The 21,899-nt window shown below is 52.1% G+C and carries 22 protein-coding genes and 1 pseudogene; 15 read left to right on the top strand and 8 right to left on the bottom strand.

Features of this window, described 5'->3' with window-relative positions; genetic code table 11:
• The 5 genes and pseudogenes from LU633_RS23185 (at position 1) to LU633_RS23165 (ending at position 5,117) form a co-directional block, all read left to right on the top strand.
• Positions 1-615 carry a hypothetical protein gene (locus LU633_RS23185; protein ID WP_016192266.1) on the top strand — a complete coding sequence of 205 codons (615 nt, stop codon included), beginning with the start codon at positions 1-3 and terminating at the stop codon, positions 613-615.
• A 1-nt stretch (position 616) separates the two neighbouring features.
• The gene (locus tag LU633_RS23180; protein WP_016192265.1) at positions 617-1,210 is read left to right on the top strand and encodes a hypothetical protein; all 594 of its coding nucleotides are present in this window, start codon (positions 617-619) and stop codon (positions 1,208-1,210) included.
• A 32-nt stretch (positions 1,211-1,242) separates the two neighbouring features.
• A complete protein-coding gene (locus LU633_RS23175; protein WP_016192264.1) occupies positions 1,243-3,729 on the top strand; it encodes a phage tail tape measure protein in 2,487 nt (828 codons plus the stop codon).
• 230 nt (positions 3,730-3,959) lie between these two features.
• Positions 3,960-4,649: pseudogene (locus LU633_RS23170) on the top strand (IS6 family transposase).
• A 144-nt stretch (positions 4,650-4,793) separates the two neighbouring features.
• Complete coding sequence (locus LU633_RS23165) at positions 4,794-5,117, top strand: hypothetical protein (RefSeq protein WP_152664217.1); 324 nt, start codon at positions 4,794-4,796, stop codon at positions 5,115-5,117.
• Between the two features lie 471 nt (positions 5,118-5,588).
• Here LU633_RS23165 and LU633_RS23160 read toward each other — a convergent pair whose 3' ends face one another.
• Both LU633_RS23160 and LU633_RS23155 read right to left on the bottom strand, forming a co-directional pair.
• Complete coding sequence (locus tag LU633_RS23160) at positions 5,589-6,137, bottom strand: DcrB family lipoprotein (RefSeq protein ID WP_016192262.1); 549 nt, start codon at positions 6,135-6,137, stop codon at positions 5,589-5,591.
• 262 nt (positions 6,138-6,399) lie between these two features.
• On the bottom strand, positions 6,400-7,065 hold the full coding sequence (locus LU633_RS23155) for a 7-cyano-7-deazaguanine/7-aminomethyl-7-deazaguanine transporter (protein ID WP_016192261.1): 666 nt from the start codon (positions 7,063-7,065) through the stop codon (positions 6,400-6,402).
• Positions 7,066-7,307: 242 nt separating this feature from the next.
• Here LU633_RS23155 and tusA point away from each other — a divergent pair, with 242 nt between their 5' ends.
• Positions 7,308-7,553, top strand: a complete 246-nt coding sequence (gene tusA, locus LU633_RS23150) for a sulfurtransferase TusA (protein ID WP_016192260.1) — start codon at positions 7,308-7,310, stop codon at positions 7,551-7,553.
• A gap of 81 nt (positions 7,554-7,634) precedes the next feature.
• Here the strand turns inward: tusA and LU633_RS23145 are convergent, their stop codons facing one another.
• The 3 genes from LU633_RS23145 to LU633_RS23135 form a co-directional block, all read right to left on the bottom strand.
• A complete protein-coding gene (locus LU633_RS23145) occupies positions 7,635-7,853 on the bottom strand; it encodes a hypothetical protein (RefSeq protein ID WP_016192259.1) in 219 nt (72 codons plus the stop codon).
• A 10-nt stretch (positions 7,854-7,863) separates the two neighbouring features.
• The gene (locus tag LU633_RS23140) at positions 7,864-10,113 is read right to left on the bottom strand and encodes a zinc/cadmium/mercury/lead-transporting ATPase (RefSeq protein WP_407647047.1); all 2,250 of its coding nucleotides are present in this window, start codon (positions 10,111-10,113) and stop codon (positions 7,864-7,866) included.
• 135 nt (positions 10,114-10,248) lie between these two features.
• Positions 10,249-10,875 carry a lysoplasmalogenase gene (locus LU633_RS23135; protein ID WP_016192256.1) on the bottom strand — a complete coding sequence of 209 codons (627 nt, stop codon included), beginning with the start codon at positions 10,873-10,875 and terminating at the stop codon, positions 10,249-10,251.
• Positions 10,876-11,119: 244 nt separating this feature from the next.
• Here LU633_RS23135 and LU633_RS23130 point away from each other — a divergent pair, with 244 nt between their 5' ends.
• The gene (locus tag LU633_RS23130) at positions 11,120-11,461 is read left to right on the top strand and encodes a DUF2500 domain-containing protein (RefSeq protein ID WP_016192255.1); all 342 of its coding nucleotides are present in this window, start codon (positions 11,120-11,122) and stop codon (positions 11,459-11,461) included.
• A 61-nt stretch (positions 11,462-11,522) separates the two neighbouring features.
• On the opposite strand, the gene LU633_RS23125 is transcribed toward LU633_RS23130, so the two are convergent.
• Together LU633_RS23125 and rsmD are read right to left on the bottom strand one after the other, a co-directional pair.
• Positions 11,523-11,792, bottom strand: coding sequence for a DUF1145 family protein (locus tag LU633_RS23125; protein WP_016192254.1), 270 nt, complete (start codon positions 11,790-11,792; stop codon positions 11,523-11,525).
• On the bottom strand, positions 11,786-12,391 hold the full coding sequence (gene rsmD, locus LU633_RS23120) for a 16S rRNA (guanine(966)-N(2))-methyltransferase (protein WP_016192253.1): 606 nt from the start codon (positions 12,389-12,391) through the stop codon (positions 11,786-11,788). Before rsmD ends, LU633_RS23125 begins: the two co-directional genes overlap by 7 nt.
• A 165-nt stretch (positions 12,392-12,556) precedes the next feature.
• Here rsmD and ftsY point away from each other — a divergent pair, with 165 nt between their 5' ends.
• The 4 genes from ftsY to rpoH all read left to right on the top strand — a co-directional run bounded on the left by ftsY (position 12,557) and on the right by rpoH (position 16,785).
• Positions 12,557-14,011 (top strand): signal recognition particle-docking protein FtsY, encoded by a 1,455-nt coding sequence (ftsY, locus tag LU633_RS23115; RefSeq protein WP_016192252.1) that lies wholly within the window; start codon positions 12,557-12,559, stop codon positions 14,009-14,011.
• Between the two features lie 2 nt (positions 14,012-14,013).
• A complete protein-coding gene (gene ftsE / locus LU633_RS23110) occupies positions 14,014-14,679 on the top strand; it encodes a cell division ATP-binding protein FtsE (protein WP_016192251.1) in 666 nt (221 codons plus the stop codon).
• Entirely contained in the window at positions 14,672-15,664 is a 993-nt protein-coding gene (gene ftsX / locus LU633_RS23105) for a permease-like cell division protein FtsX (RefSeq protein ID WP_040465779.1), read from the top strand. The genes ftsE and ftsX overlap by 8 nt, the downstream gene beginning before the upstream one ends.
• Before the next feature lie 266 nt (positions 15,665-15,930).
• The gene (gene rpoH, locus LU633_RS23100) at positions 15,931-16,785 is read left to right on the top strand and encodes an RNA polymerase sigma factor RpoH (protein ID WP_016192249.1); all 855 of its coding nucleotides are present in this window, start codon (positions 15,931-15,933) and stop codon (positions 16,783-16,785) included.
• Positions 16,786-16,900: 115 nt separating this feature from the next.
• Here rpoH and panM read toward each other — a convergent pair whose 3' ends face one another.
• The gene (panM, locus tag LU633_RS23095; protein ID WP_016192248.1) at positions 16,901-17,296 is read right to left on the bottom strand and encodes an aspartate 1-decarboxylase autocleavage activator PanM; all 396 of its coding nucleotides are present in this window, start codon (positions 17,294-17,296) and stop codon (positions 16,901-16,903) included.
• A 384-nt stretch (positions 17,297-17,680) separates the two neighbouring features.
• Here panM and LU633_RS23090 point away from each other — a divergent pair, with 384 nt between their 5' ends.
• The 4 genes from LU633_RS23090 (at position 17,681) to livG (ending at position 21,899) form a co-directional block, all read left to right on the top strand.
• Complete coding sequence (locus LU633_RS23090; protein ID WP_016192247.1) at positions 17,681-18,796, top strand: branched-chain amino acid ABC transporter substrate-binding protein; 1,116 nt, start codon at positions 17,681-17,683, stop codon at positions 18,794-18,796.
• Between the two features lie 141 nt (positions 18,797-18,937).
• Positions 18,938-19,864, top strand: coding sequence for a high-affinity branched-chain amino acid ABC transporter permease LivH (gene livH, locus LU633_RS23085; RefSeq protein ID WP_016192246.1), 927 nt, complete (start codon positions 18,938-18,940; stop codon positions 19,862-19,864).
• The gene (locus LU633_RS23080; RefSeq protein WP_016192245.1) at positions 19,861-21,135 is read left to right on the top strand and encodes a high-affinity branched-chain amino acid ABC transporter permease LivM; all 1,275 of its coding nucleotides are present in this window, start codon (positions 19,861-19,863) and stop codon (positions 21,133-21,135) included. The genes livH and LU633_RS23080 overlap by 4 nt, the downstream gene beginning before the upstream one ends.
• Positions 21,132-21,899, top strand: a complete 768-nt coding sequence (gene livG / locus LU633_RS23075) for a high-affinity branched-chain amino acid ABC transporter ATP-binding protein LivG (protein WP_016192244.1) — start codon at positions 21,132-21,134, stop codon at positions 21,897-21,899. The genes LU633_RS23080 and livG overlap by 4 nt, the downstream gene beginning before the upstream one ends.

Raw genomic sequence — 21,899 nt, 5'->3', positions numbered from 1 at the left:
ATGACAGATATCAATATTGGTAACTGGAGAACCATCGAGATATTTCGGGCGGGAACACATACCGCGATGGCGGGACAGGAAATCAGCTTTTCCGACAAGGATATCAACAACATAGCAGCGGCCTATAACGGCTATCATCGTGCGGGTTATAGTGCGCCGCTGTGCCTGGGGCATCCTGCCAGCAACAGCCCCGTCTATGGAGAAACGACCGGGCTGATAAGTAAAAACGGCAGGCTTTTCGCGCTGGTCAAGCCCGATGATACCCTGCTGGGGCTGGTTCGCTCAGGGCGTTACAGGAAAGTGTTAGCGGCATTCTATAAACCCGGCGAAGCGAACAACCCGGCAGGAACCGGAGCCTGGTATCTTCGCCATATTGGTTTTCTCGGCTCTCAGCCGCCAGCCGTTAAGGGATTGGAGCAGGTGGAGTTTATGGAAAGCTGTTACCCGGTCTGTTTTGGTCACAATGAATCACACGTTTATTTCTCAGAGTTCGACGGCATAGCCGACAGTCAGAGGGCAGCACAGCACCTTTTAATAAAGGACGTAAGTGAAGCCTGCAACGTCTCCTATTCCGAAGCACTCACCCTCACCACGCCTTTTATCTGGAGCTATTAAAATGAAACCTGTTATTTCCCTCATTGAAGCACTGAACGCCGTTAAAAATAATCTTGCTTCCCTCAATGAGCAGAAAGAAAAACTCTCTCGTCGCATTGGTGAGATTAACGGCGAAATAACCGCATTACAGGATATGCCGTTATCGCTTAATGATTACTGTTCTTTCATTCCTGAATATATTGAGCGTTTCGGACAGGAAGAATATCAGTCATTCAAGCATACCCTCTGCAACGGTTCCGGTAGTGAAGGGAACGCCGAGCGCTGGGGCAATCTGGAGAATGAGAGCGGCGATATTTCCGGCCTGTTCCGTCTGCTGGGGTTGGGTGGGAAAGTCTCCCCGGCTGATACTGGAATGGCGGTTATGCGCAAGCTCTGCTTTTTCTTCCCTGATGTGGTCGCCACCCGCCTGACCGAAGCGCTCAAAAAGGATAAAAGCGTGGCGTGGGGTAATGACAAACTTCCGTCACTGGCAGAACGCCGTAAGACCGTGGCGGCACTTGTCAGCGAACGAGCGGAGCTTGAAAGCGCACTGGAAGCCGTCAGCAAGGAAATTGCAGGGATTACCGGAATCAGCGGCCTGTCCCTGACCGAATGACGCCACCAAACCACTCATTACCGGAGTGAACCATGAGCAATAATTTTTCTGTTGGCGTGATGATTGGCGGTATTGTCGGGAGCAGCTTCCGTTCCGCCATGAGCAGTACCCGGCGCACACTGGATTCTCTCGGCGACACGTCACGCAGACTGACGGAGCAGCAAAGCAGCCTGTCACGCGCCATGCAGCGTTACGGTCAGGTAGGTTCGGGCGTGGCTTCACGTCTGAACAATGACCTGCAACGGGTCGGCAGAACGCTGGAGCAATTAAACCGCCAGCAGTCCCGCCTGTCGGCGGCGTCTGCCACAACCGATGCCCTGAGAGCAAACCGGATGGCGCTGTATGGTCACGGGATTGAGACGTGGGCGCAGGCCAAAGCCGCTTACAGTCTCGTATCCCCGGCAATTCAGCAGTCGGCCTCGTTTGACGACAAGATGATTGATATGTCAATCACGGCGAAATATGACGATAAAACCCGCGCGGGGCTGGGTCAGCAAATCCGTGACTGGTCGCTCAAATACAACCAGTACCAGAGCGACTTACAGGAGGCCGTCGGCTCGCTTATCAGTGACAATATAGACAGTGTGTCCGAAATTGGCAGCTTTATGCCCAATATAGCCCGCGCCGCTACTGCCACACGTACCACCGGGACGGAATGGGCGAAGGTTGCCGCCGTCTGGAAAAACTCAATGGATGGCAGCGCTAAAGAGTTTGCCAAAGTACAGAACATCATGGCCTTTGCAGGCGACCAGGGGTCTTTTGAAATCCCTGACCAGGTGAAATGGATGCCATCTCTTGCCCCGATGATGCGCGGTATTGCCGAAGGTAAAGAGGCGATGGCGGAAATCGGAGCGAGTTTACAGATTGCCCGAATTGGTGCCGGGTCATCTGATGAGGCTGGCAACAACTTCCGTAACTTCCTCACCAAGATTTTTGCCCGCGACACGCAGAAACAGTTTGCCGATATCGGGATTGACCTTCAGGGGTCACTGATGGCTTATAAATCTGCTGGCGTCTCGCCCATTGAGGGCATGATAAGCGTCATGGGCAGGTATCTGGAAGCCAAAAGCCCGGAAGCGCTGGCAGGCTTCAAGAAGGCGATGAAAATTAAGGACGATAATTCCCGCGACCTTGCGCTACAGGAACTGGCGAAAAATTTCGGGCTGGGTGAGATGTTCGCTGATATGCAGGTCATGGCGTTTGTCCGTCCGATGCTTGCCAACATGGACAAGTACCGCGAAATCAGGGCTGGCGCACTTAAGGCGGCGGATAAAGACCTGATGGCTTCCTCCTACACGGAACGGCTGAAATCCCCGCTGGAGGCGACTAAAGCGCTGATGGTCAGCACCCGTGAACTGTCCATTATTCTCGGCAGTCAGCTATCTCCCTCGTTCGTGTCAATGACGCAGCAACTGATTCCGCTGATTCATTCCACCGGGCAATGGATAGCGCAGCACACCGGCATTGTTCAGGGCGTGGCAAAAACCGTGGGCGTACTACTGGGGCTGAAAGTCGCCACTGTCGGGCTGAAACTCGGCCTTAATCTGCTGATATCACCTTTCGCCGGGTTGTGGAAAAATGCCGTACAGCTGCGTACTAACTGGCTGTTACTCAAAACCGCCCTGAGTGATGGCGGCAAACTGCGCTGGCTGGCTACCGGATTCAGTACCGTAGCGAAAGGAGCCGGGATGCTGGGTAAAGCGCTGGCGGGTGGATTGTTCAGGGGCGTAATGGTCGTGGCAAAGGCTTTCCTCTGGTTTGGCAGGGCGCTGTTAATGAACCCCATAGGCATTGCGATAACCATTATCGCCGGGGGCGCGTACCTGATTTACCGCAACTGGGGCGCAATAAGCCGATGGTTCTCGCAGCGATGGGAGGAAGTCAAAACGGCCTTTAATGGCGGCGTTCTCGGCGTGAGTAAGCTAATCCTGAACTGGTCGCCGCTGGGACTGTTCTACAAGGCGTTTGCAGGGGTAATGAAGTGGTTCGGCATTGACCTTCCCGGCCAGTTTACGGAGTTTGGCGGTCACCTGATTGATGGACTGGTGAACGGTATCAAAAACAAGTGGGAGTTGCTCAAGAGCACTGTCACAGAGATGGGCGACAGCGTCGGCGGCTGGTTCAAGGAAAAGCTGGGGATTCACTCGCCAAGCCGTGTGTTTATGGGCTTCGGGTCGAATATCTCGCAGGGTGCCGCTATTGGCCTACAGCGAACCACTCCGCTCGCGGCGCTTGCCGGGCAGCGGCTGGCAGAGGAAATGATGCCGGAAGTGCCTCGTCTTCCTCCGCCAGAGATTATGAGAGCAGGATATTCGGGACAAGGTACGGGAATTGCAGCCAGAGGCACCAGAGGGGGAGTATCTGATGGCGGGATTAACGTAATTAACCATATCTACATTGATGGCAAGAACAAGGCACCTGCTCCTGATGTGGCTAATGCGCTGAAACTATCCATTCCTGAACTGGAAAGAGCACTGGAAGCTATTCTTTCCCGTAAGCGTCGGGTTGCTTACGACTGATAATTTGTAATTCCTTTGCAGTATCTGAAAAGCCGCACCGTACCCATTTATCTCACGGATTGCGGCTTATTTATCGCGCGGTAGATCAACAGCCAGGGCGCTGACGCTGTTAAGTAGCGCGTTTGTTGGCACCCGTCTGCTTTTCCCCATGTGATAAATCGACACAGCGGGGTCCTGTCGCATTAAGTAGCCATCAGGGAACATGTTGTTTTTTGTGATGTTACCTGCCCATGTCTCCGATCCTGACATCCTTCAAACGCCTGCGCTATCCCGTCGACATTATTGCCCGGTGGGTCCGCGGGTATCTGGCCTGTGCCCTGAGCCTGCGTAATCTGGAAGAAATGATGGCGGAGCGCGGTACTGTCGTTGACCCTTCCACACGCCATCGCCGGGTCATCCGTCTGGTGCCGTTACCGGACAGGGCATTTCGCCGGCATAAACGTGCTGTGGGGGGCCACTGGCGCATGGACGAAGCCCACATCAGGGTCAGAGGGCAGTGGAAATACCTGTACCGCGCCGTCGACAGACCGGGACAGACCATCGACTTTTTGTTGACCGCCTGGCGTGATGCCACCGCGCTGCGTTTCTTTCGCAAGGCTATCCGTCACCACGGTGAACCTGAAGTGGTGATGATCGCTAAAAGCGGCACCAGTACCGCTGCCCTGGCAACGCTCAATGCCGACAAACCCGCTGAGGAAAACATCACCGTCAGGCAAAGCAAGTATCTGAACAACTTAGTTGAGCAGGATCACCGCAATATCAGACGCCGGATACCAGATGCCGGGATTCAACTTGTTTCGCCGTGCACAGACGCGGCTGGCCGGCATCGAACAGCTCCACATGATACGCAAAGGACAATATCAACATCCACAAAGTGATGGATTGCCCCCGCGGAACAATTCTGTTTGCTGGCTGCCTGAAAAACAGTCAGTAGCCTTTCTGCCGGTCCACTGCCGTTAATGCGACAGAACCTCTTTAAGCCCTGTCGGGTTTCGTCCTCCGTCTGGCTTGAGCACCGGAAATCACCCGATTTCTGTGATGTTCGCCAGGGGGAGGCGGAGCCTATGGAAAAACGGCAACGCCGCATCTTTTTTCCGGCCTTTGCTGATTTGAGCACTCCTGCTTTGTCCCGTTATTGGGGGTTGGGGAGCAGTGGAACCCAAAAGACGGTTAATAGGTTCAACATATTGATAATAATAGCTAAAATGACTGGCATTGCTTATTCGTTTTTGTACGTATCGCCTTCCTTCCGCGTGGTGTTAACAGCGCGCAGCGACCCGATCTCTCGCTGGTTTCATACAGTGCGTGCAGGCACGGAGGCCTGGTTATTGCCGTTAAACATTGATGCAATAGTCAGAAATTCGTCAGGGGAGCGCCGCAGTCATTAACAGCGTGTGGCGTCTGCACTTTTCAGGCTGGCTTCATGTCAGGTATGCCAACCCCTCTGCTGCGTTTTTGCCATTACATATTGTTGTAACAGAAAAAAGTTGCCGCACTGAGGTCAGGTAAATCTGAAATGTGGCGGCTTACCCTTGTGCGGACCGACTTTGGTTCTGTTTATGCTGGGACACTGGGAATGCCTGCTTTGGCGAGTGGCAATAGCGTGAAATTGAGTCATCGTCACGGCAGCCTGATCCATTCAGCAGTGCGGGCATCATGCCTTGTAAGTATTCACTTTCACAAGTGCTGGTCACTGTTGTACCGCGCACAATGTTACCAACATTCGCTCAATCTCTGCGGATAAAGGTGGCATGCCGGATAATAACGGCAGATCTCAGGGCTGTATTCACCATGCCCGGAAGAGAGGGACTTTTTGTTGGCTATTCAAATGCCCCACCTGGGCTGGTGGGGCAAATACGTTATTTGAATGTGATGGTTTTGATAATGTTTTCAGCGTCGGTTTGTGACTGTTGCTGGTTATCGGCAGGCAGGGTGATTTGCAGCGTCATCAGCCTGTTATCAACTTTTGCTAATACCACGGAAGACCAGGTCGACTGGTTTTTAGCGGAAATAACCGAATCCAGCTGCTGTGCGGGTTGACCTTTCAGTTCAACAGGTTTGTTAGTGACCACTTGCAATTGCGGATCGCGGCTGCGTTGCTGCGCTTCCAGTCGTTTACTGAGCGCATCCAGCGCTTCGGAAGTGGCATTGCCCTCGATAACAATAATCGCTCTCTGGCCAGTTGCGTCGGCATAAACATGCATATTGTTAGTCTGGGTGCCCAGTTTGCCGCTCTGATCGGACATGCCGGAAGGCAGGGAGAAACTCATCTTGCCATTTACCAGCGTTACGGTCTGGCTGTTGCCTGGACTATTACTATCGGCTGCGGCGTTGTCTTTTTGGCCATCGCAGGCGCTGAGTCCAACCACCAGTAAACCAATACCAGCATATCTCAGTAAGTTACGCATTCTCATCTCTTTAACGTTAGTCATGTGCCTGTTAACAGCACTCATAAAATAGTAACCGGTTGATAAATGCAACCGCCACGCAGGGGCTGCATGTAGTGTAGGCACTGAAAATCTTTTCAGACACCGCTTTTTCTTACTGTATCAGTGGGATGCCTGGTGATAAACAAGCGGGTCTAAGGACGGTGCTGGGCTATCCGCAAGCGTTTTTATCGTGCAGCGTCGTTGTGCCAGGCAGAGGCGGGAGATTTTCCCACATCGTTAATTAACCGATGTTCAGCTCAGTCCTGATGGGGCGCTTCGCCAGTGTTTTAAGCGCGGTATTTAACAACATGCCATAAGCAGGCAGGAAAAAAAGCATGCAAATAATTACTTTAAAGCTGTAGTCCACCAGGGCAATTTCTACCCAGTTTTGTGCCATAAAGGGATCGGTACTTTTATAAAAAGCGATAAAAAAGAAGGCCAGCGTGTCACTGATATTGCCGAGGAACATTGCGCAGGCGGGTGCAATCCACCATTGAGGCAATTTTCGCAGACGATTAAAGACATGCACATCCAGAACTTGCCCGAGCGCGTAAGCCATAAAGCTGGCGCAGGCAATACGCGCAACAAACAGGTTGACCGCGTTAAGTGCAGCAACCCCCTGCCATTGGCCCTGATAGAAAAGTGCTGAAATAACATAAGAGATAATCAGCGCTGGCACCATGACCACCAGGATAATGCGGCGGGCAAGTGGGGCACCAAAGATTCTCACGGTTAAGTCGGTGGCAAGAAAGATAAAGGGGAAGCTGAATGCGCCCCAGGTAGTATGCATACCAAAAATTGAAACCGGCAGCTGTACCAGATAGTTGCTGGAGGTAATCACCAGAATATGAAACAACGAAAGCCAGAACAACGCACCGCTTCGCTGGCGTGAAGAGAAAGAAATCATCATATAACCTTTTTGAATAGTGGGGTGAGGGAACCCAAACAAACCATAATCTCGCGACAGCGATTGCGCGGCATCTTACCGAAACAGAATGGCAATGCAATGGTTAATGTTAACGCAAACGTTATTGCCTGGTGGTCGGTGCGCAATGATCAAGGGGATCACCGTATGTCATCACGGCCGGGCTTGCACATCGCTATGCGGCGCGTAAAATAAGCCCGTTTTTTTCCTGAACAGAGAATATTATGAGCGATCCTTTTGTCAACCCCGACCATACCCTTGATGCTCTCGGACTGCGCTGTCCTGAGCCGGTAATGATGGTGCGGAAAACGGTGCGTGATATGCAGGATGGCGAGACGTTGCTGATCGTTGCTGACGACCCGGCCACCACGCGAGACATTCCGGGTTTTTGTCGTTTTATGGAGCACAGGCTGCTGGCTCAGGCAACGGAAACCCCGCCTTACCGATATCTGGTAAAAAAAGGACTCTGAGCCATTTTGCCAGCAGCATTGAACCCTTATCTGCAGCGAAGTCAGCGCCGGATAAGGGCGTTATGAATTATCAGGATTATTTTATTTTAAGGCGTTAATTTTCGTCGAGAGCAGCAGCGCATAGCTGGTGCATCCCACGGCCAGCAGAACTTCAAATGCCAGATAACCCCACAGGGGCGTTGATGAGAAGGCATGAATTATCGCCTGTACGCCTACGACGGCTCCGCCAATAAACAACCAGCGTTGTAAGCGTAGCATTTTTTTTAACGTTTGATTTTCATCCGTGATGCTTTTATTCATTTTCTCTCCGTTATTCAGTGTTGTTGTCGTTAATTTTATGGTTTAACAGGCGCAGGGCGTTAGCGGTCACTAATGCAGTTGCTCCCGAATCGGCCAGAACGGCTAACCACAGCCCGCTGATTCCCAGTAGGGTTGTTACCAGAAACACGCCTTTTAACGTCAGCGCTAATGCGATGTTTTGCCGTATATTCGCCAGGGTTGTGCGCGAAAGACGGACCATCATGGTCAGCCCGGTAAGGCGATCGCCAGTCAGGGCGATATCGGCTGTCTCAAGTGCAACATCGCTACCGCTGCCCATTGCTATGCCAACGGTCGCGGCTTTCATCGCCGGTGCGTCATTAATGCCATCTCCCACCATGGCCAGCGGGGACTGCTGGTTAAGCGCACGAACTGCCGTGACTTTATCAGCGGGCAATAAACCCGCACGAAATTCAATATCCAGTGTTTTTGCCATGGTCGCGGCGGCCAGAGGATTATCCCCGGTCAGCATCACCGTTTGTAAGCCGAGTTTGCGCAATGCCTGCAGAGTAGCCACGGCTTCTTCTCGTAGCGTATCGCGCAGGGCTATCAGGGCGACAGGTTGTTCATCCTGCAACATCACCACAACGGTATGGCCAGCTTCTTCCAGTTTTTCAATTTGTGCCAGCAGCGCCGCGTCAAGGCTGTTTTCCGGCATGCTTGCGGGCCTGGAGATCCTGAGTTTGTGACCACTTACATCTGATTCAACCCCGCTGCCCGCGTGCGTTATCTGTTTATCTGTTGATAAAATGGGCAGATTGCGGCTTTCAGCCAGTGCAACAATGGCCTTTGCCAGAGGGTGTGAAGATCCCCGTTCAACTGTAGCCGCTTTGGCTAACAGAACGGCTTCGGGTGCGCCATTCAGGCTGACAATCGTCATCACCCTAGGCTTCCCTTCCGTCAGTGTACCTGTTTTATCAAAAGCCAGCGTTTTTATTGTATTAAGTCGTTCAAGGGCAGCGCCGCCTTTGATAAGCACACCCTGGCGTGACGCGGCAGCCAGGGCTGACGTTATTGCTGCTGGCGTGGAAATAACCAGTGCGCATGGACATCCAATCAGCAGCAGCGTCAGGCCCTTATACAACCACGGTTGCCATTCACCCGTGAAAAGTAATGGCGGTATTACGGCGACCAATATTGCCATAGCCATAATGAATGGCGTGTAAATACGGCTAAACTGATCGATAAAACGTTCAATCGGCGCACGATGTGATTCTGCATCTTCAATCAGCTGCAGGATGCGATCGATTGCGCTCTCTCCCGGTTGAGAAACCACCTCAAGCCTGACTAACCGATCAACGCTCAGGCTGCCTGCGGCAACCACTTCGCCTGGCTGACGTTCAACCGGCATGGGCTCACCGGTCAGCGCGCTTTCATCAAAACCCGCTGTGGCGTTGAGCAGGCGGGCGTCAGCGGGCAAACGGGCCCCGGCAGTAACCTCGATAATATCGCCGGGATGCAGTGCGCTCAGGGGGATAAGTTCACGCACGTTTCCATTAATGCGACAGGCCTTTTCCGGTTGCAGTGCCATCAGTGCAGTAACTCCCCGGCGTGCGCGATCAGCAGCGAAAGACTCCAGCCGCTCACCCAACTTAAAAAGGAGGATAACCATCGCAGCTTCGGCGGCAGCGTCAACAAAGAGCGCACCGACGGCTGCAACGGTCATCAGTGTTTCAATGGCAAAAGGTGTTCCGCCTTTGATCAGGCGCAGGGCGCGGTGCGCGATCGGCCAGACACCCATTAGCGTGGTCAGGAGAAAGGCCGCTTTTCCTGCTGGTGGGGAAAACTGCTGAAGCACTGTGCTGCCCGCCATTAGCACGATGAGCACCATCAGCAAACGATTGTCCTGCCAGAAAGGTTTTTTTTGCTGAGTGATTCGGTTTTCGTCAGTACGCGTCAGGGTAAATCCGGTGGCTTCAACCGCCAGTTCAACCTGCTGTTGAACGTCCTCTGTTGCACTGACCACCAGTCTTTGGGTGGCAAACAGCACTTTTGCCTGTATCACCGCGGGCATCTGACTCAGGACATGCTCTATTTTTCGTGCGCATGCCGGGCAGTCCATTCCGCTGATTTGCCAGCGCCAGGCTGATCGTTCTCTTCCAGGCGCAGGTTGTTCAGCGGTTTGGCCGACACTGTTGCAATAAGCATCGCCACAGCACGGGCTGTTTTCGCCGGACGCAGCGATAGCGATGGATTTTCTGATAACGGGAGGAGATTGACTTTGCGAATGCGGATGGCACAGCCTGTGCGTGCCTCCATTCTGATAATTTGAAGAATGTTGCTTCATAAAGCCTCCTGATAACGCAGAGGGGAAATACTCCCACCTGCGTTATCTTACACTCTGGAGTCAACTCCAGAGTCAAGGCTTTTTCAGTAATTACAGATAGAGTGCACGTACCATCATAAAATGACCGGCAAAATAGCAGGCAGCGATGATTGCACTGTCTGACGGAAAGCGGCGACGATAGTGCGTGATGTACCAGATAACATTTGCCAGCAACAGCAGTATGGTTCCTGACATCAGCGAGAAGCTGTAAGCGTTTGGCCGGAAGAAATATTGTTCAGCGGCCAGCCATGTCATCAGTAATGTCATACCGATAAAGGTGCACACTGGCCAGCGTAGCTCCTCAAGCCTGTTCCACAGGGTGGCAATTAACAGGATGCCAACGACCAGCAACACCAGGGGCATTGGCCAGAAGAAAGTCAGCGTCATATGGCTGACAAAATAGATCGTATACAAAAGGTGTGAGAGGAAGAAAGCACCAATGGCGTAAAGCATACGGCGATTTGGCAACAGCGTCAGCGCATCGCCAATCAGCGTTGCCAGCAAACCAAACAGAATCAGGTAGTCGGTTGTGTTCGGTACCGGAGCCTGCCAGGCCCAGGCCACCAGCAGCAGTAAGGTGACAGGTTTGAACACCCAGCGTTGCCATTGAGGCCCACGGTAGGTGGCATCCACATACAGCCAGCCGGAAAAAAGTACCGCCAGAAACGACCAAATCATAATCTGTCCCTTTGTTTTCGATGCAGAATTTCTCAATGAGTTTAGGCCAGACGGTGGCGAAGTGACAATCGGGTGCCTCTGAAAGCCGGTAATTCTTCACTGCCAAAAGGCAGGCTGTGCTACGCCCGCATTTATCTCAGACTGGAAACCAGAATTTTTCCGGATAAGCTCGCGGTGTAAAATGCGTAAAATCAGCACGCTTTATTTGAACAAATGTTAAGGGGAATGCATGAAGCCGCCATGATTGTTTCTTACTCTCCTTGCAGTGATTGCCGTACTGGCAACGCGCCAGTTGATCAAGCAGCGCCGCGAAATTGCCGTCAATGATGTTTCACCGACTCGCTCATTGCTGGTGGAAGTCAAAGCCCGAAGAGAAAAGCTGATATCCAGTCGTCGTTCCTGCCAGCGAGAAACGGTCCCGGTCGAAGAGATGCGCTATGAAGCCTGGTTTCACTCGCTTACTGGTGCCGGAGACTTTAAACTGGTCTTAATGCAGCGTGACTATCAACAAACCGATGAGGGCGCAAAAGGTAAACTGAAACTAAAAGGAACGCGTTTTATTTCCTTCAGCCCGATGGCGCAATAGAAAAGTCTGCCGAAAAAATGTCCGTAATCTCAGGTTTTTTCGGCTGACTTTTTGTCAGGAATTACTTTTTCGGCATATTTTTTTTCTGCCAGAGCAGCAGCTCGAACACGCCAAAAAAGAAAATTTTTGCCTGGGTCAGGCCGCTTAGTGTTGGCCCGGTTTTCGGCTGCGTTGCCCGCAAGAGTACCAGTTGCAAAGCGTGCATAATCACCATAAAAATTAATGCGACATCGACAAAATATTTCAGTGGCCTGGGAAAGGCGTGAACCAGATTTAACAGTAAGAATCCCCAAACGAACACCATCAATAACCTGCCCAGATTAATCAGCATGATTTTCTTCCTTCCCTCTCTGAAGCACGACGGGTATAGAGACGATAAGCGACCTGCCCGGCTATCTTTTCCCGATGCAGTTGCCAGTTTTCCGGCACCAATGGTGGGCCGTTTTCCACTTCACTTTCCACATAAATCAGCGCATCGGCAGTCAGCCATCCACCGGATTCAAGTAGCTGGATGGTCTGTTCCAGCATGCCCTGACGAAAGGGAGGATCGACAAACACCACGCCATGAGGTTGCCCCTCATGTGCCAGATATTGCAGGGTGTTGGTATTAATCACACTCCCTGTTTTGGCACCCAAAGTAGCCAGATTTTTCCCTAACTGCTGCGCAACGTGACGCTCCAGCTCCAACAGTGTTACCGAGGCGGCCTGGCGGGAAAGTGCTTCCAACCCGAGTGCGCCGCTTCCCGCAAAGCAATCAAGGCAGTGCGCACCCTGAATGTCCGGTGCCAGCCAGTTAAACAGGGTTTCACGCACGCGATCGGTGGTGGGCCGAAGTCCCGCGCTGTCGGGAACCGGGAGTTTTCTGCCGCGCCACAGGCCGCCAATAATACGAATTTGCCCTGGGCTACCATTGTGGTTTTTCTTTGTCATGCTGCTGAACTCTTCATAATTTGTTGCACAGTTTAACGCGCGTTCAGGACGCAGGAAACGTAAAAAGGGTGCTGTGTTGCGTCAGCAGTAAAGTGTTAGACTAGGGTATTAAGAAGATTTTCAGAGACCTGACCGTTTTTCCCCCGCGAGGAGTGTGGTTGCACCATGGCAAAGAATAAAAAACGTGGCTTTTTTTCCTGGCTGGGATTAGGGCGTGAAGAACCAACGTCCGAGGACGTAACGAAAGAGACGCCAGAAGACAAACAGCCAGCCGTTGATGAAGTGACTGATGACACCACGCCCGCCAGTCCTGAAGCCGGATCGCACAGCGATAGGTTGGAAGAAACCGCCGACCCGGACGCCGTTGGGCAGTCTGTGTACGGGGAACCCGATGCGTCAACGTTCGTCAACAAACAGGAATCAGCAGATGCAGTGGACGTCATTCAGCCCGAACTGCCAGCGCTGACGGCAGACACGGAAAAGAAAACCGAAATCACAATGTCACAGCATGCTGTTGAACCACAGCCAGCGCCGGAACCCCTCCTGCCACCCGAGGCGGATATTAGCGTGCCTGAACAGCGCGTTGAGGCACGAAATGACGCGGAAACCGGTGTTCCAACCAGCGGTGAACAGATAGATGTTAACGAGCCGGCTGCCGAAGAGAATAGCAGCACCGCCGAACAACAACGCCCCACCAAAGAGGGCTTTTTCGCCCGCCTCAAGGGTAGCCTGGTCAAGACTCGTCAGAATCTGGGTTCTGGATTTATTGGCTTATTTCGCGGTAAAAAAATCGATGACGATTTGTTTGAAGAGCTGGAAGAACAGCTGCTGATAGCGGATGTTGGCGTGGAAACAACCCGGCGGATTATCACCAGTCTGACTCAGCAAGCTAACCGTAAACAGCTACGAGATGCCGAAGCGCTATATGGTCTGCTGAAACAGGAAATGTCAGAGATCCTTGCAAAGGTTGAGTCCCCTCTGGATGTTGCAGGTGAAACGCCTTTTGTCATTCTTATGGTGGGTGTGAATGGTGTGGGTAAAACCACCACCATTGGTAAACTGGCCCGCCAGTATCAGGCAGAAGGAAAATCCGTTATGTTGGCGGCTGGTGATACCTTCCGCGCTGCGGCAGTAGAACAACTGCAGGTGTGGGGGCAGCGTAACGATATTCCGGTAGTCGCCCAGCATACCGGTGCAGACTCTGCCTCAGTTATTTTCGATGCCATTCAGGCCGCTAAAGCACGTCATGTTGATGTGCTGATTGCCGATACGGCAGGCCGATTGCAAAACAAATCGCATCTGATGGAAGAGTTGAAAAAAATCACTCGCGTGATGAAAAAGCTTGATGAACAGGCACCACACGAAGTCATGCTGACAATTGATGCCAGTACCGGACAAAATGCTATCAGCCAGACTAAGCTGTTCCATGAAGCCGTGGGGCTTACCGGGATTACCCTCACCAAGCTGGACGGTACGGCGAAAGGTGGCGTGATTTTCTCGGTTGCTGACCAGTTCGGCATTCCAATCCGCTACATCGGCGTGGGCGAGGGCATTGAAGACTTACGTTCATTTAAGGCTGATGATTTTATAGAGGCACTTTTTGCCCGAGAGGATTCATAAGGATGATTCGCTTTGAACAAGTCAGTAAGGCTTATCTCGGCGGTCGGCAAGCGCTTCAGGGGGTGGAGTTTCATCTGCAACCGGGGGAAATGGCGTTTCTGACCGGGCATTCCGGTGCAGGCAAAAGTACGCTGCTGAAACTTATTTGCGGTATCGAACGCCCCAACGCAGGGCGGATCTGGTTTGGCAGGCACGAAATCAGTCGTCTTAAAAACAGTGAAGTGCCTTTCCTGCGTCGCCAGATAGGGATGATTTTCCAGGAGCACCACCTGCTTATGGACCGCTCGGTTTACGATAACGTGGCCATTCCGTTGATTATCGCCGGTGCCAGTGTGGAAGATATTCGTCGACGGGTATCGGCTGCGCTGGACAAAGTCGGTCTGCTCGGCAAAGCGAAAAGCTTTCCTGTTCAGCTTTCCGGTGGTGAGCAGCAACGGGTTGGTATTGCGCGTGCGGTGGTCAACAAGCCTGCCGTAGTGCTGGCGGATGAGCCAACCGGTAACCTGGACGATGCGCTGTCTGAGGAAATTTTGCGTCTGTTTGAAGAATTCAACCGTGTTGGTGTCACGGTTTTAATGGCGACGCATGACTGCAGCCTGATCGCCCGGCGCAATTATCGCCTGATGACGCTCAATCAGGGACACCTGGATGGAGGCCTGCGTGGTTAACAAACGTAATAAATGGCCTTCGCCCCCAAAAGTAGCGAGACAAAAACAGCCTTCCAAAAGCAAAGCGTTGAAGGGGGGATGGCAGGAACAGTGGCGTTATGCTCTGCACGGGGCGCTGTCTGATATGTGGCGTCAGCCTCTTGCTACGCTGCTGACGGTCACTGTTATTGCCATTTCATTTACCTTACCGAGCATCTGTTTTATGGTCTGGAAAAACGTCAGCCAGGCCGCTGAACAATGGTATCCGGCACCTCAGCTAACGGTTTACCTGAGTAAAACGCTGGACGATGATGCGGCAGAGAATGTCGTTGCGCAGATTAAGAAAGAAGATGGTGTGGATAAAGTGAACTATCTCTCGCGGGAAGAGGCGATGGGGGAGTTTCGCAACTGGTCGGGCTTTGGTGGTGCAATGGATATGCTTGAGCAAAATCCACTGCCTGCCGTGGTTATTATTACGCCGAAGCTGAATTTTCAGAATTCTGACACCATGAATAATTTGCGTGAACGTGTAGCGAAAACGCAGGGCGTGGATGACGTGAAGATGGATGACAGCTGGTTTGGCCGTCTGGCGGCGTTGACCGGGCTGGTAGGGCGGATCGCCGCGATGATAGGCATATTAATGATAGTCGCGGTATTTTTGGTGATTGGTAACAGTGTGCGCCTCAGTATTTTTGCCCGTCGCGATACCATCAATGTGCAGAAACTGATTGGCGCGACGGACGGCTTTATCCTGCGGCCGTTCCTTTACGGCGGCGCCTTGCTGGGGTTTGCTGGTGCGTTACTGTCGCTGGTGCTGTCTGAAATATTGGTATTCCGTCTTGAATCCGTAGTGACACAGGTTGCCGCCGTGTTCGGGACAACCTTCAGCCTGCAAGGCCTGGCCTGGGATGAAAGCCTGCTGCTGCTGCTGATTTCTGCAATCATCGGCTGGATTGCCGCCTTGCTGGCAACCGTTCAGCATTTACGCCGATTTACGCCCGAGTAATCCTTTTTTTATCGTTTTTGTTATACTACTCTCCTGTTGCACGTTAATTGTGTAACAGGGGAATACTGTCTTCGTGTTACTTCCTTCGGAAAGATGTTTGCATTACCATGTCATGTATAAAATATTCATCATCGGTAATGAGCTTGTGGATAACTTTGAAGTCGAAATCAGCACAGATTGCTTTCACTTTCCTCCGCCATTGACGTAGTCTTACGGGTTATTCAAGGAAAGTCATAGCAGCATTGCTTAATACAGAGAGGGTTTGAATGACCAAAGAAATGCAAACTTTAGCTATTGCTCCTTTAGGCAACCTGGATTCTTACATCCGGGCGGCCAATGCTTGGCCAATGCTGACGGCAGAAGAGGAAAAAGCGCTGGCTGAACGGCTGCATTACCAGGGCGATCTGGAAGCAGCTAAGACGCTGATCCTGTCTCACCTGCGTTTTGTTGTTCATGTCGCTCGTAATTACTCCGGCTATGGCTTGCCGCAGGCCGATCTCATTCAGGAAGGCAACATCGGGTTGATGAAAGCCGTTCGTCGCTTTAACCCGGAAGTGGGCGTGCGTCTGGTTTCCTTTGCCGTTCACTGGATTAAAGCCGAGATCCACGAATACGTTCTGCGCAACTGGCGTATCGTTAAGGTTGCCACCACCAAAGCGCAACGTAAGCTGTTTTTTAACCTGCGCAAAGCCAAGCAGCGTCTGGGCTGGTTTAATCAGGACGAAGTGGAAATGGTTGCCCGCGAGCTGGGGGTGTCCAGCAAAGATGTGCTTGAGATGGAGTCGCGGATGGCTGCTCAGGACATGACCTTTGATCCTACGCCGGAAGAGGAAGGGGAAGGCCGCTCAATGGCACCTATGCTTTACCTGCAGGATAAATCTTCAGATTTTGCTGGCGGTATTGAAGAAGATAACTGGGAAAGCCATGCAGTGGATAAGCTGAGTGATGCGATGCGGGAGCTGGATGAGCGTAGCCAGGATATTATCCGCGCCCGCTGGCTGGACGATGACAATAAAATAACTCTACAGGAACTGGCTGATAAATATGGCGTCTCTGCCGAGCGCGTGCGTCAGCTTGAAAAGAACGCAATGAAAAAACTGCGTGTTGCGATTGAAGCCTGAGTCATCGTTATGAAACAGAAAGAGCAGCCACTGGCCGCCCTTTCTGTTTTCTGCTGCCACCTGGGTCGTGAGGGGATACACAGCGCAGCAGATCTGTCTTTCCACATGCTGCTTGCTAATCTTTTCGCCATTCCCATCCCCTCGCCAGCGTTTCAAACCCGCAGGAGCGCATAAATGCCGATGCCGCTTCCTGAGTATAAAAATCGTTGCTTGCTATCCGCCACTTCCTGATAGCGTTATTCTGTGCAAGCACCTCTTCAAGCAGGTATTTTCCTACTCCCCGACGTCGCGTCACCTCACGCACCATAAAATCGTGCATTTCTCCCTCGCCGTCTTTTACCGTGACCTTAACAGCAGCCAGCAGGCGGTCATTGAATTTCGCGGCATAAAGACGGTGCGCTTGATCAAGGTTGTCTTCAAGCATGTTGCAATTAACAGCAGGCCAGATTTTGGCCAGGTCCAGCCGATCCCGATCGGAGAAATGTTGCAATCTGATTATAGTAAGCTTCATGTACGGCACCGGACGACTGAGAAAGGCATATTGTAACGAATTTTACGCCAGACAGACTGGTATCTTTTTCGTACGAAAACAAAGCAATCTGTGTGTTGAAAAGTAAAAAATAAAGATAAACACTAACTGATCACCGATTAACCAGCATAATTGTCTGATAATAGACCTTGATCACCCGCGTTAATATCAGAGAATTATCCTGTGATAGACAGCGATTTTTCAATATGTCAGTTGATTTACAGAAGAAAATTCCTGTTTAATAACCTGAATTTTAAAGCCTTATTGCAAAAAACCGTATAAATTCTGCTAACCCTTTCTATCGAAAGCGTTTTCTGCGGAATACAGATAAAAGCAAGTACAAACATAACAGATGGGGTACTCAGGATGAAAATCAGTAAAGGTAGCGCGTTCCTGGCAGGTTGTGTGGCGATGGCGTTTAGTCATTTTGCAGCAGCTAAAGACATCAAAGTTGCCATTGTGGGCGCAATGTCAGGTCCGGTTGCACAGTACGGTGATATGGAATTTACCGGTGCAAGGCAAGCTATCGCAGATATCAATGCGAAAGGTGGTATTAATGGTGACAAACTGGTCGGTGTGGAATATGACGATGCCTGCGATCCAAAGCAGGCGGTCGCTGTGGCTAACAAAGTGATCAACGCTGGTATTCGCTACGTTATTGGTCACCTGTGCTCCTCTTCAACCCAGCCCGCATCTGACATATACGAAGACGAAGGCGTGCTGATGATCACGCCTGCCGCGACCAATACTAACCTGACCACGCGCGGCTATAAGTTAATCATGCGTACCACCGGCCTTGATTCCGATCAGGCACCGACCGCGGCGAAATACATTCTGAGTGAAATCAAACCGCATCGCATCGCGGTGATTCATGACAAGCAGCAATATGGAGAAGGTCTGGCGCGTTCCGTACAGGACAGCCTGAAAAAATCCGGTGGCAACGTGGTGATGTTTGAAGGCATCACTGCAGGTGACAAAGATTTCTCCACGCTGGTGGCGCGCCTGAAGAAAGAAAATATCGACTTCGTCTATTTTGGTGGCTACTACCCGGAAATGGGACAGATCCTGCGCCAGTCTCGTGCTGCTGGTTTGAAAACCCAGTTTATGGGGCCGGAGGGCGTGGGTAATTCCTCCTTATCCAATATTGCGGGTGCGGCTTCTGAAGGTATGCTGGTTACGCTGCCGAAGCGCTACGATCAGGTTCCTGCAAACAAATCCATTGTTGATGCACTGAAAGCGAGGAAGCAGGACTCCACAGGGCCGTTTGTCTGGACCACCTATGCCGCATTACAGGCGTTGACCACCGGAATGGAACGCAGCAAAAGCGTTGAACCGGCAGATATTGCTAAAAACCTGAGAGAAGGCGCAGCGATGCCAACGGTGATGGGCGATCTGAGCTGGGATGCGAAAGGTGACCTTAAAGGTTTTGAATTTGGCATCTTTAAATGGCATGCCGATGGTTCTTCTTCCATAGTGAAGTAAATATAACCCGTCAGGGCGGCGTTCACGTCGCCCGTTTTGTCATGGGGCAGCCATTGATTATATGGTTATCCATTGGATGTTAATCCGATTTATATCAACATGTTATTTATCGCCAGGGTGGCAAGAAGTAAGGTATCAGGTATGTCCGAGCAGTTTCTCTATTTTCTGCAACAAATGTTCAACGGCGTGACGTTGGGCAGCACTTACGCGCTTATCGCCATCGGCTACACCATGGTGTACGGTATTATCGGCATGATCAACTTCGCCCACGGCGAGGTATACATGATCAGCAGCTACGTTTCCTTTATCGTGATTGCCGCGTTAATGATGATGGGCATTGATGTCAGCTGGATGCTGATTGGCACCGGATTTATTGCCGCCATCGTCATTGCCAGCGCATACGGCTGGAGCATTGAGCGCGTCGCTTACAAGCCCGCCCGCTCATCCAAGCGTCTTATTGCGCTGATTTCCGCTATAGGCATGTCAATTTTTCTGCAAAACTATGTCAGCCTGACGCAGGGCTCGCGAGACCTTGCTCTTCCCAGCCTGATCACCGGACGCTGGACGCTGGCCACCGCCAATGGCTTTGCCGCCACGATTTCCACCATGCAGATTGTTATCTGGGTGGTGACGTTCATTGCTATGCTGGCGCTGACCTTATTTATCCGTTATTCGCGCATGGGCCGTGCCTGTCGTGCCTGTGCTGAAGACCTGAAAATGGCCAGCCTGTTGGGTATCAACACTGACCGCGTTATCTCACTGACCTTTGTCATTGGTGCCGCGATGGCGGCGGTCGCGGGCGTACTGCTCGGTCAGTTCTATGGCGTTATCAATCCTTATATTGGCTTTATGGCCGGGATGAAGGCTTTTACCGCCGCGGTATTGGGCGGTATCGGCAGTATTCCAGGGGCGATGCTGGGTGGGTTGATCCTAGGTATTGCCGAAGCACTGACCTCGGCTTATTTGAGCACTGAATACAAAGATGTGGTCTCTTTTGCGCTGTTGATCGTGGTACTGCTGGTTATGCCAACCGGTATTCTGGGGCGTCCGGAGGTTGAGAAAGTATGAAACAGCTCAACCTGCTCAACGCTGTGGCATCTTCGCTGATGCTGTTGATACTGTCAGCGTTTTTTATGGGAATGCGCCTGGGTCTCGATGGGACACAGCTGGTGGTTCATAGCGCCGATAGCGTGCGCTGGAACTGGATTGCCGGCGGCTGTGCCGTGGTGTTTGTCTTCCAGCTGCTGCGGCCTTTATTGCAGCGCTGCCTGAAAAATATCTCCGGCCCGACAGTGATCTTACCGGGCATTGATGGCTCGACGGTAAAACAAAAACTGCTCATTCTGGCATTAATTATCGCAGCGGCGGTCTGGCCTTTCCTGGTTTCACGCGGCACCGTTGATATTGCCACGCTGACCTTAATCTACGTGATGCTGGGCCTTGGCCTGAACGTTGTGGTTGGCCTTTCCGGCCTTCTGGTACTGGGCTACGGCGGATTTTATGCCATTGGCGCTTACACCTTTGCCCTGCTGAACCATTACTATGGCCTGGGTTTTTGGACGTGTTTGCCACTGGCAGGTCTGGTGACGGCGCTGTTTGGTCTGTTGCTGGGTTTTCCGGTTCTGCGCCTGCGTGGCGACTACCTGGCGATAGTCACGCTGGGCTTTGGTGAAATCGTTCGTATCCTGCTGCTGAATAATACCGATATCACCGGAGGCCCAAATGGTATCAGCCAGATCCCGAAACCGTCGTTGTTCGGTCTGGAGTTCAACCGTAGCGTGCGCGACGGCGGCTGGGACACCGTCAGCAACTTCTTTGGTCTGGCTTACAACCCCAGCGACCGCATTATTTTCCTTTATATGGTGGCGTTGCTGTTAGTGGTGACCACCCTGTTCGTGATTAATCGCCTGCTGCGAATGCCGTTGGGGCGTGCGTGGGAAGCATTGCGTGAAGATGAGATCGCCTGCTGTTCCCTTGGTCTCAGCCCAACCCGAATTAAGCTGACGGCATTCACCATCAGCGCCTCTTTTGCGGGGTTTGCTGGCTGTCTGTTTGCTGCGCGTCAGGGCTTTGTCAGCCCGGAATCGTTCACCTTTGTCGAGTCCGCTTTTGTACTGGCGATCGTTGTGTTGGGTGGTATGGGTTCGCAGTTTGCCGTCATCCTCGCGGCGATCCTGTTAGTTGTTTCTCGTGAACTGATGCGTGACCTGAACGAATACAGCATGCTGGTGCTGGGCGCGCTAATGGTACTGATGATGATCTGGCGGCCGCAGGGCTTATTGCCAATGAAACGCCCACATCTGAAGTTAAAAAACGTGGAAAAAGGAGAGCAGCCATGACCCAGCCTTTACTGGCCGTAAATGGCCTGATGATGCGCTTTGGCGGCCTGCTCGCCGTAAATAATATTGAGCTGGAATTAAGAGAGCGGGAAATTGTTTCGCTGATTGGCCCAAACGGTGCGGGCAAAACCACGGTCTTTAACTGCCTGACGGGCTTTTACCGTCCAACCGGCGGCAGCATCACCTTGCGCGGCAGGGAACTGGCCGGTTTGCCGGGCCAAAAGATTGCGCGCATGGGTATTGTGCGTACTTTCCAGCATGTTCGTCTGTTTCGTGAAATGACGGTGATTGAGAACCTGCTGGTTGCGCAGCATCAACACCTGAGAAGCGGTGTATTTGCCGGACTGCTAAAAACGCCCGGCTTTCGCAAAGCAGAAAGCGAAGCGCTCGAACGGGCCTCGGGCTGGTTACAGCGCGTTGGCCTGCTGGAGCTGGCTAACCGTCAGGCGGGAAACCTGGCCTATGGTCAACAGCGTCGGCTGGAAATCGCCCGCTGTATGGTCACGCGCCCGTCGATTCTGATGCTGGATGAACCCGCAGCGGGACTCAACCCGAAAGAGACGCATGAGCTGGATGAGTTAATCGCTGAACTCAGAGACGAACACAACGTCTCGGTATTGCTAATTGAGCACGATATGAAACTGGTGATGGGCATTTCCAACCGCATCTATGTGGTCAATCAGGGGGCCCCGCTGGCGCATGGCACGCCGGAGGCAGTCCGCAATAATCCGGATGTGATCCGGGCGTATTTAGGAGAAGCGTAA

Source organism: Erwinia tracheiphila, from assembly GCF_021365465.1.
In the GTDB taxonomy this organism is placed as follows: Bacteria; Pseudomonadota; Gammaproteobacteria; order Enterobacterales; family Enterobacteriaceae; genus Erwinia; species Erwinia tracheiphila.
This window is presented reverse-complemented; position numbering and strand designations above follow the sequence as displayed.

Excerpts from the sequence above, each read along its gene's own strand:
- livH (WP_016192246.1), top strand. The coding sequence starts at position 18,938 with ATGTCCGAGCAGTTTCTCTATTTTCTGCAACAAATGTTCAACGGCGTG.
- rsmD (WP_016192253.1), bottom strand. The coding sequence starts at position 12,391 with ATGACAAAGAAAAACCACAATGGTAGCCCAGGGCAAATTCGTATTATT.
- LU633_RS23080 (WP_016192245.1), top strand. The coding sequence starts at position 19,861 with ATGAAACAGCTCAACCTGCTCAACGCTGTGGCATCTTCGCTGATGCTG.
- LU633_RS23090 (WP_016192247.1), top strand. The coding sequence starts at position 17,681 with ATGAAAATCAGTAAAGGTAGCGCGTTCCTGGCAGGTTGTGTGGCGATG.
- ftsE (WP_016192251.1), top strand. The coding sequence starts at position 14,014 with ATGATTCGCTTTGAACAAGTCAGTAAGGCTTATCTCGGCGGTCGGCAA.
- LU633_RS23175 (WP_016192264.1), top strand. The coding sequence starts at position 1,243 with ATGAGCAATAATTTTTCTGTTGGCGTGATGATTGGCGGTATTGTCGGG.
- LU633_RS23135 (WP_016192256.1), bottom strand. The coding sequence starts at position 10,875 with ATGATTTGGTCGTTTCTGGCGGTACTTTTTTCCGGCTGGCTGTATGTG.
- LU633_RS23155 (WP_016192261.1), bottom strand. The coding sequence starts at position 7,065 with ATGATTTCTTTCTCTTCACGCCAGCGAAGCGGTGCGTTGTTCTGGCTT.
- ftsY (WP_016192252.1), top strand. The coding sequence starts at position 12,557 with ATGGCAAAGAATAAAAAACGTGGCTTTTTTTCCTGGCTGGGATTAGGG.
- panM (WP_016192248.1), bottom strand. The coding sequence starts at position 17,296 with ATGAAGCTTACTATAATCAGATTGCAACATTTCTCCGATCGGGATCGG.
- LU633_RS23125 (WP_016192254.1), bottom strand. The coding sequence starts at position 11,792 with ATGCTGATTAATCTGGGCAGGTTATTGATGGTGTTCGTTTGGGGATTC.
- LU633_RS23185 (WP_016192266.1), top strand. The coding sequence starts at position 1 with ATGACAGATATCAATATTGGTAACTGGAGAACCATCGAGATATTTCGG.
- rpoH (WP_016192249.1), top strand. The coding sequence starts at position 15,931 with ATGACCAAAGAAATGCAAACTTTAGCTATTGCTCCTTTAGGCAACCTG.
- LU633_RS23180 (WP_016192265.1), top strand. The coding sequence starts at position 617 with ATGAAACCTGTTATTTCCCTCATTGAAGCACTGAACGCCGTTAAAAAT.
- LU633_RS23160 (WP_016192262.1), bottom strand. The coding sequence starts at position 6,137 with ATGCGTAACTTACTGAGATATGCTGGTATTGGTTTACTGGTGGTTGGA.
- LU633_RS23165 (WP_152664217.1), top strand. The coding sequence starts at position 4,794 with ATGGAAAAACGGCAACGCCGCATCTTTTTTCCGGCCTTTGCTGATTTG.
- LU633_RS23145 (WP_016192259.1), bottom strand. The coding sequence starts at position 7,853 with ATGAATAAAAGCATCACGGATGAAAATCAAACGTTAAAAAAAATGCTA.
- livG (WP_016192244.1), top strand. The coding sequence starts at position 21,132 with ATGACCCAGCCTTTACTGGCCGTAAATGGCCTGATGATGCGCTTTGGC.
- tusA (WP_016192260.1), top strand. The coding sequence starts at position 7,308 with ATGAGCGATCCTTTTGTCAACCCCGACCATACCCTTGATGCTCTCGGA.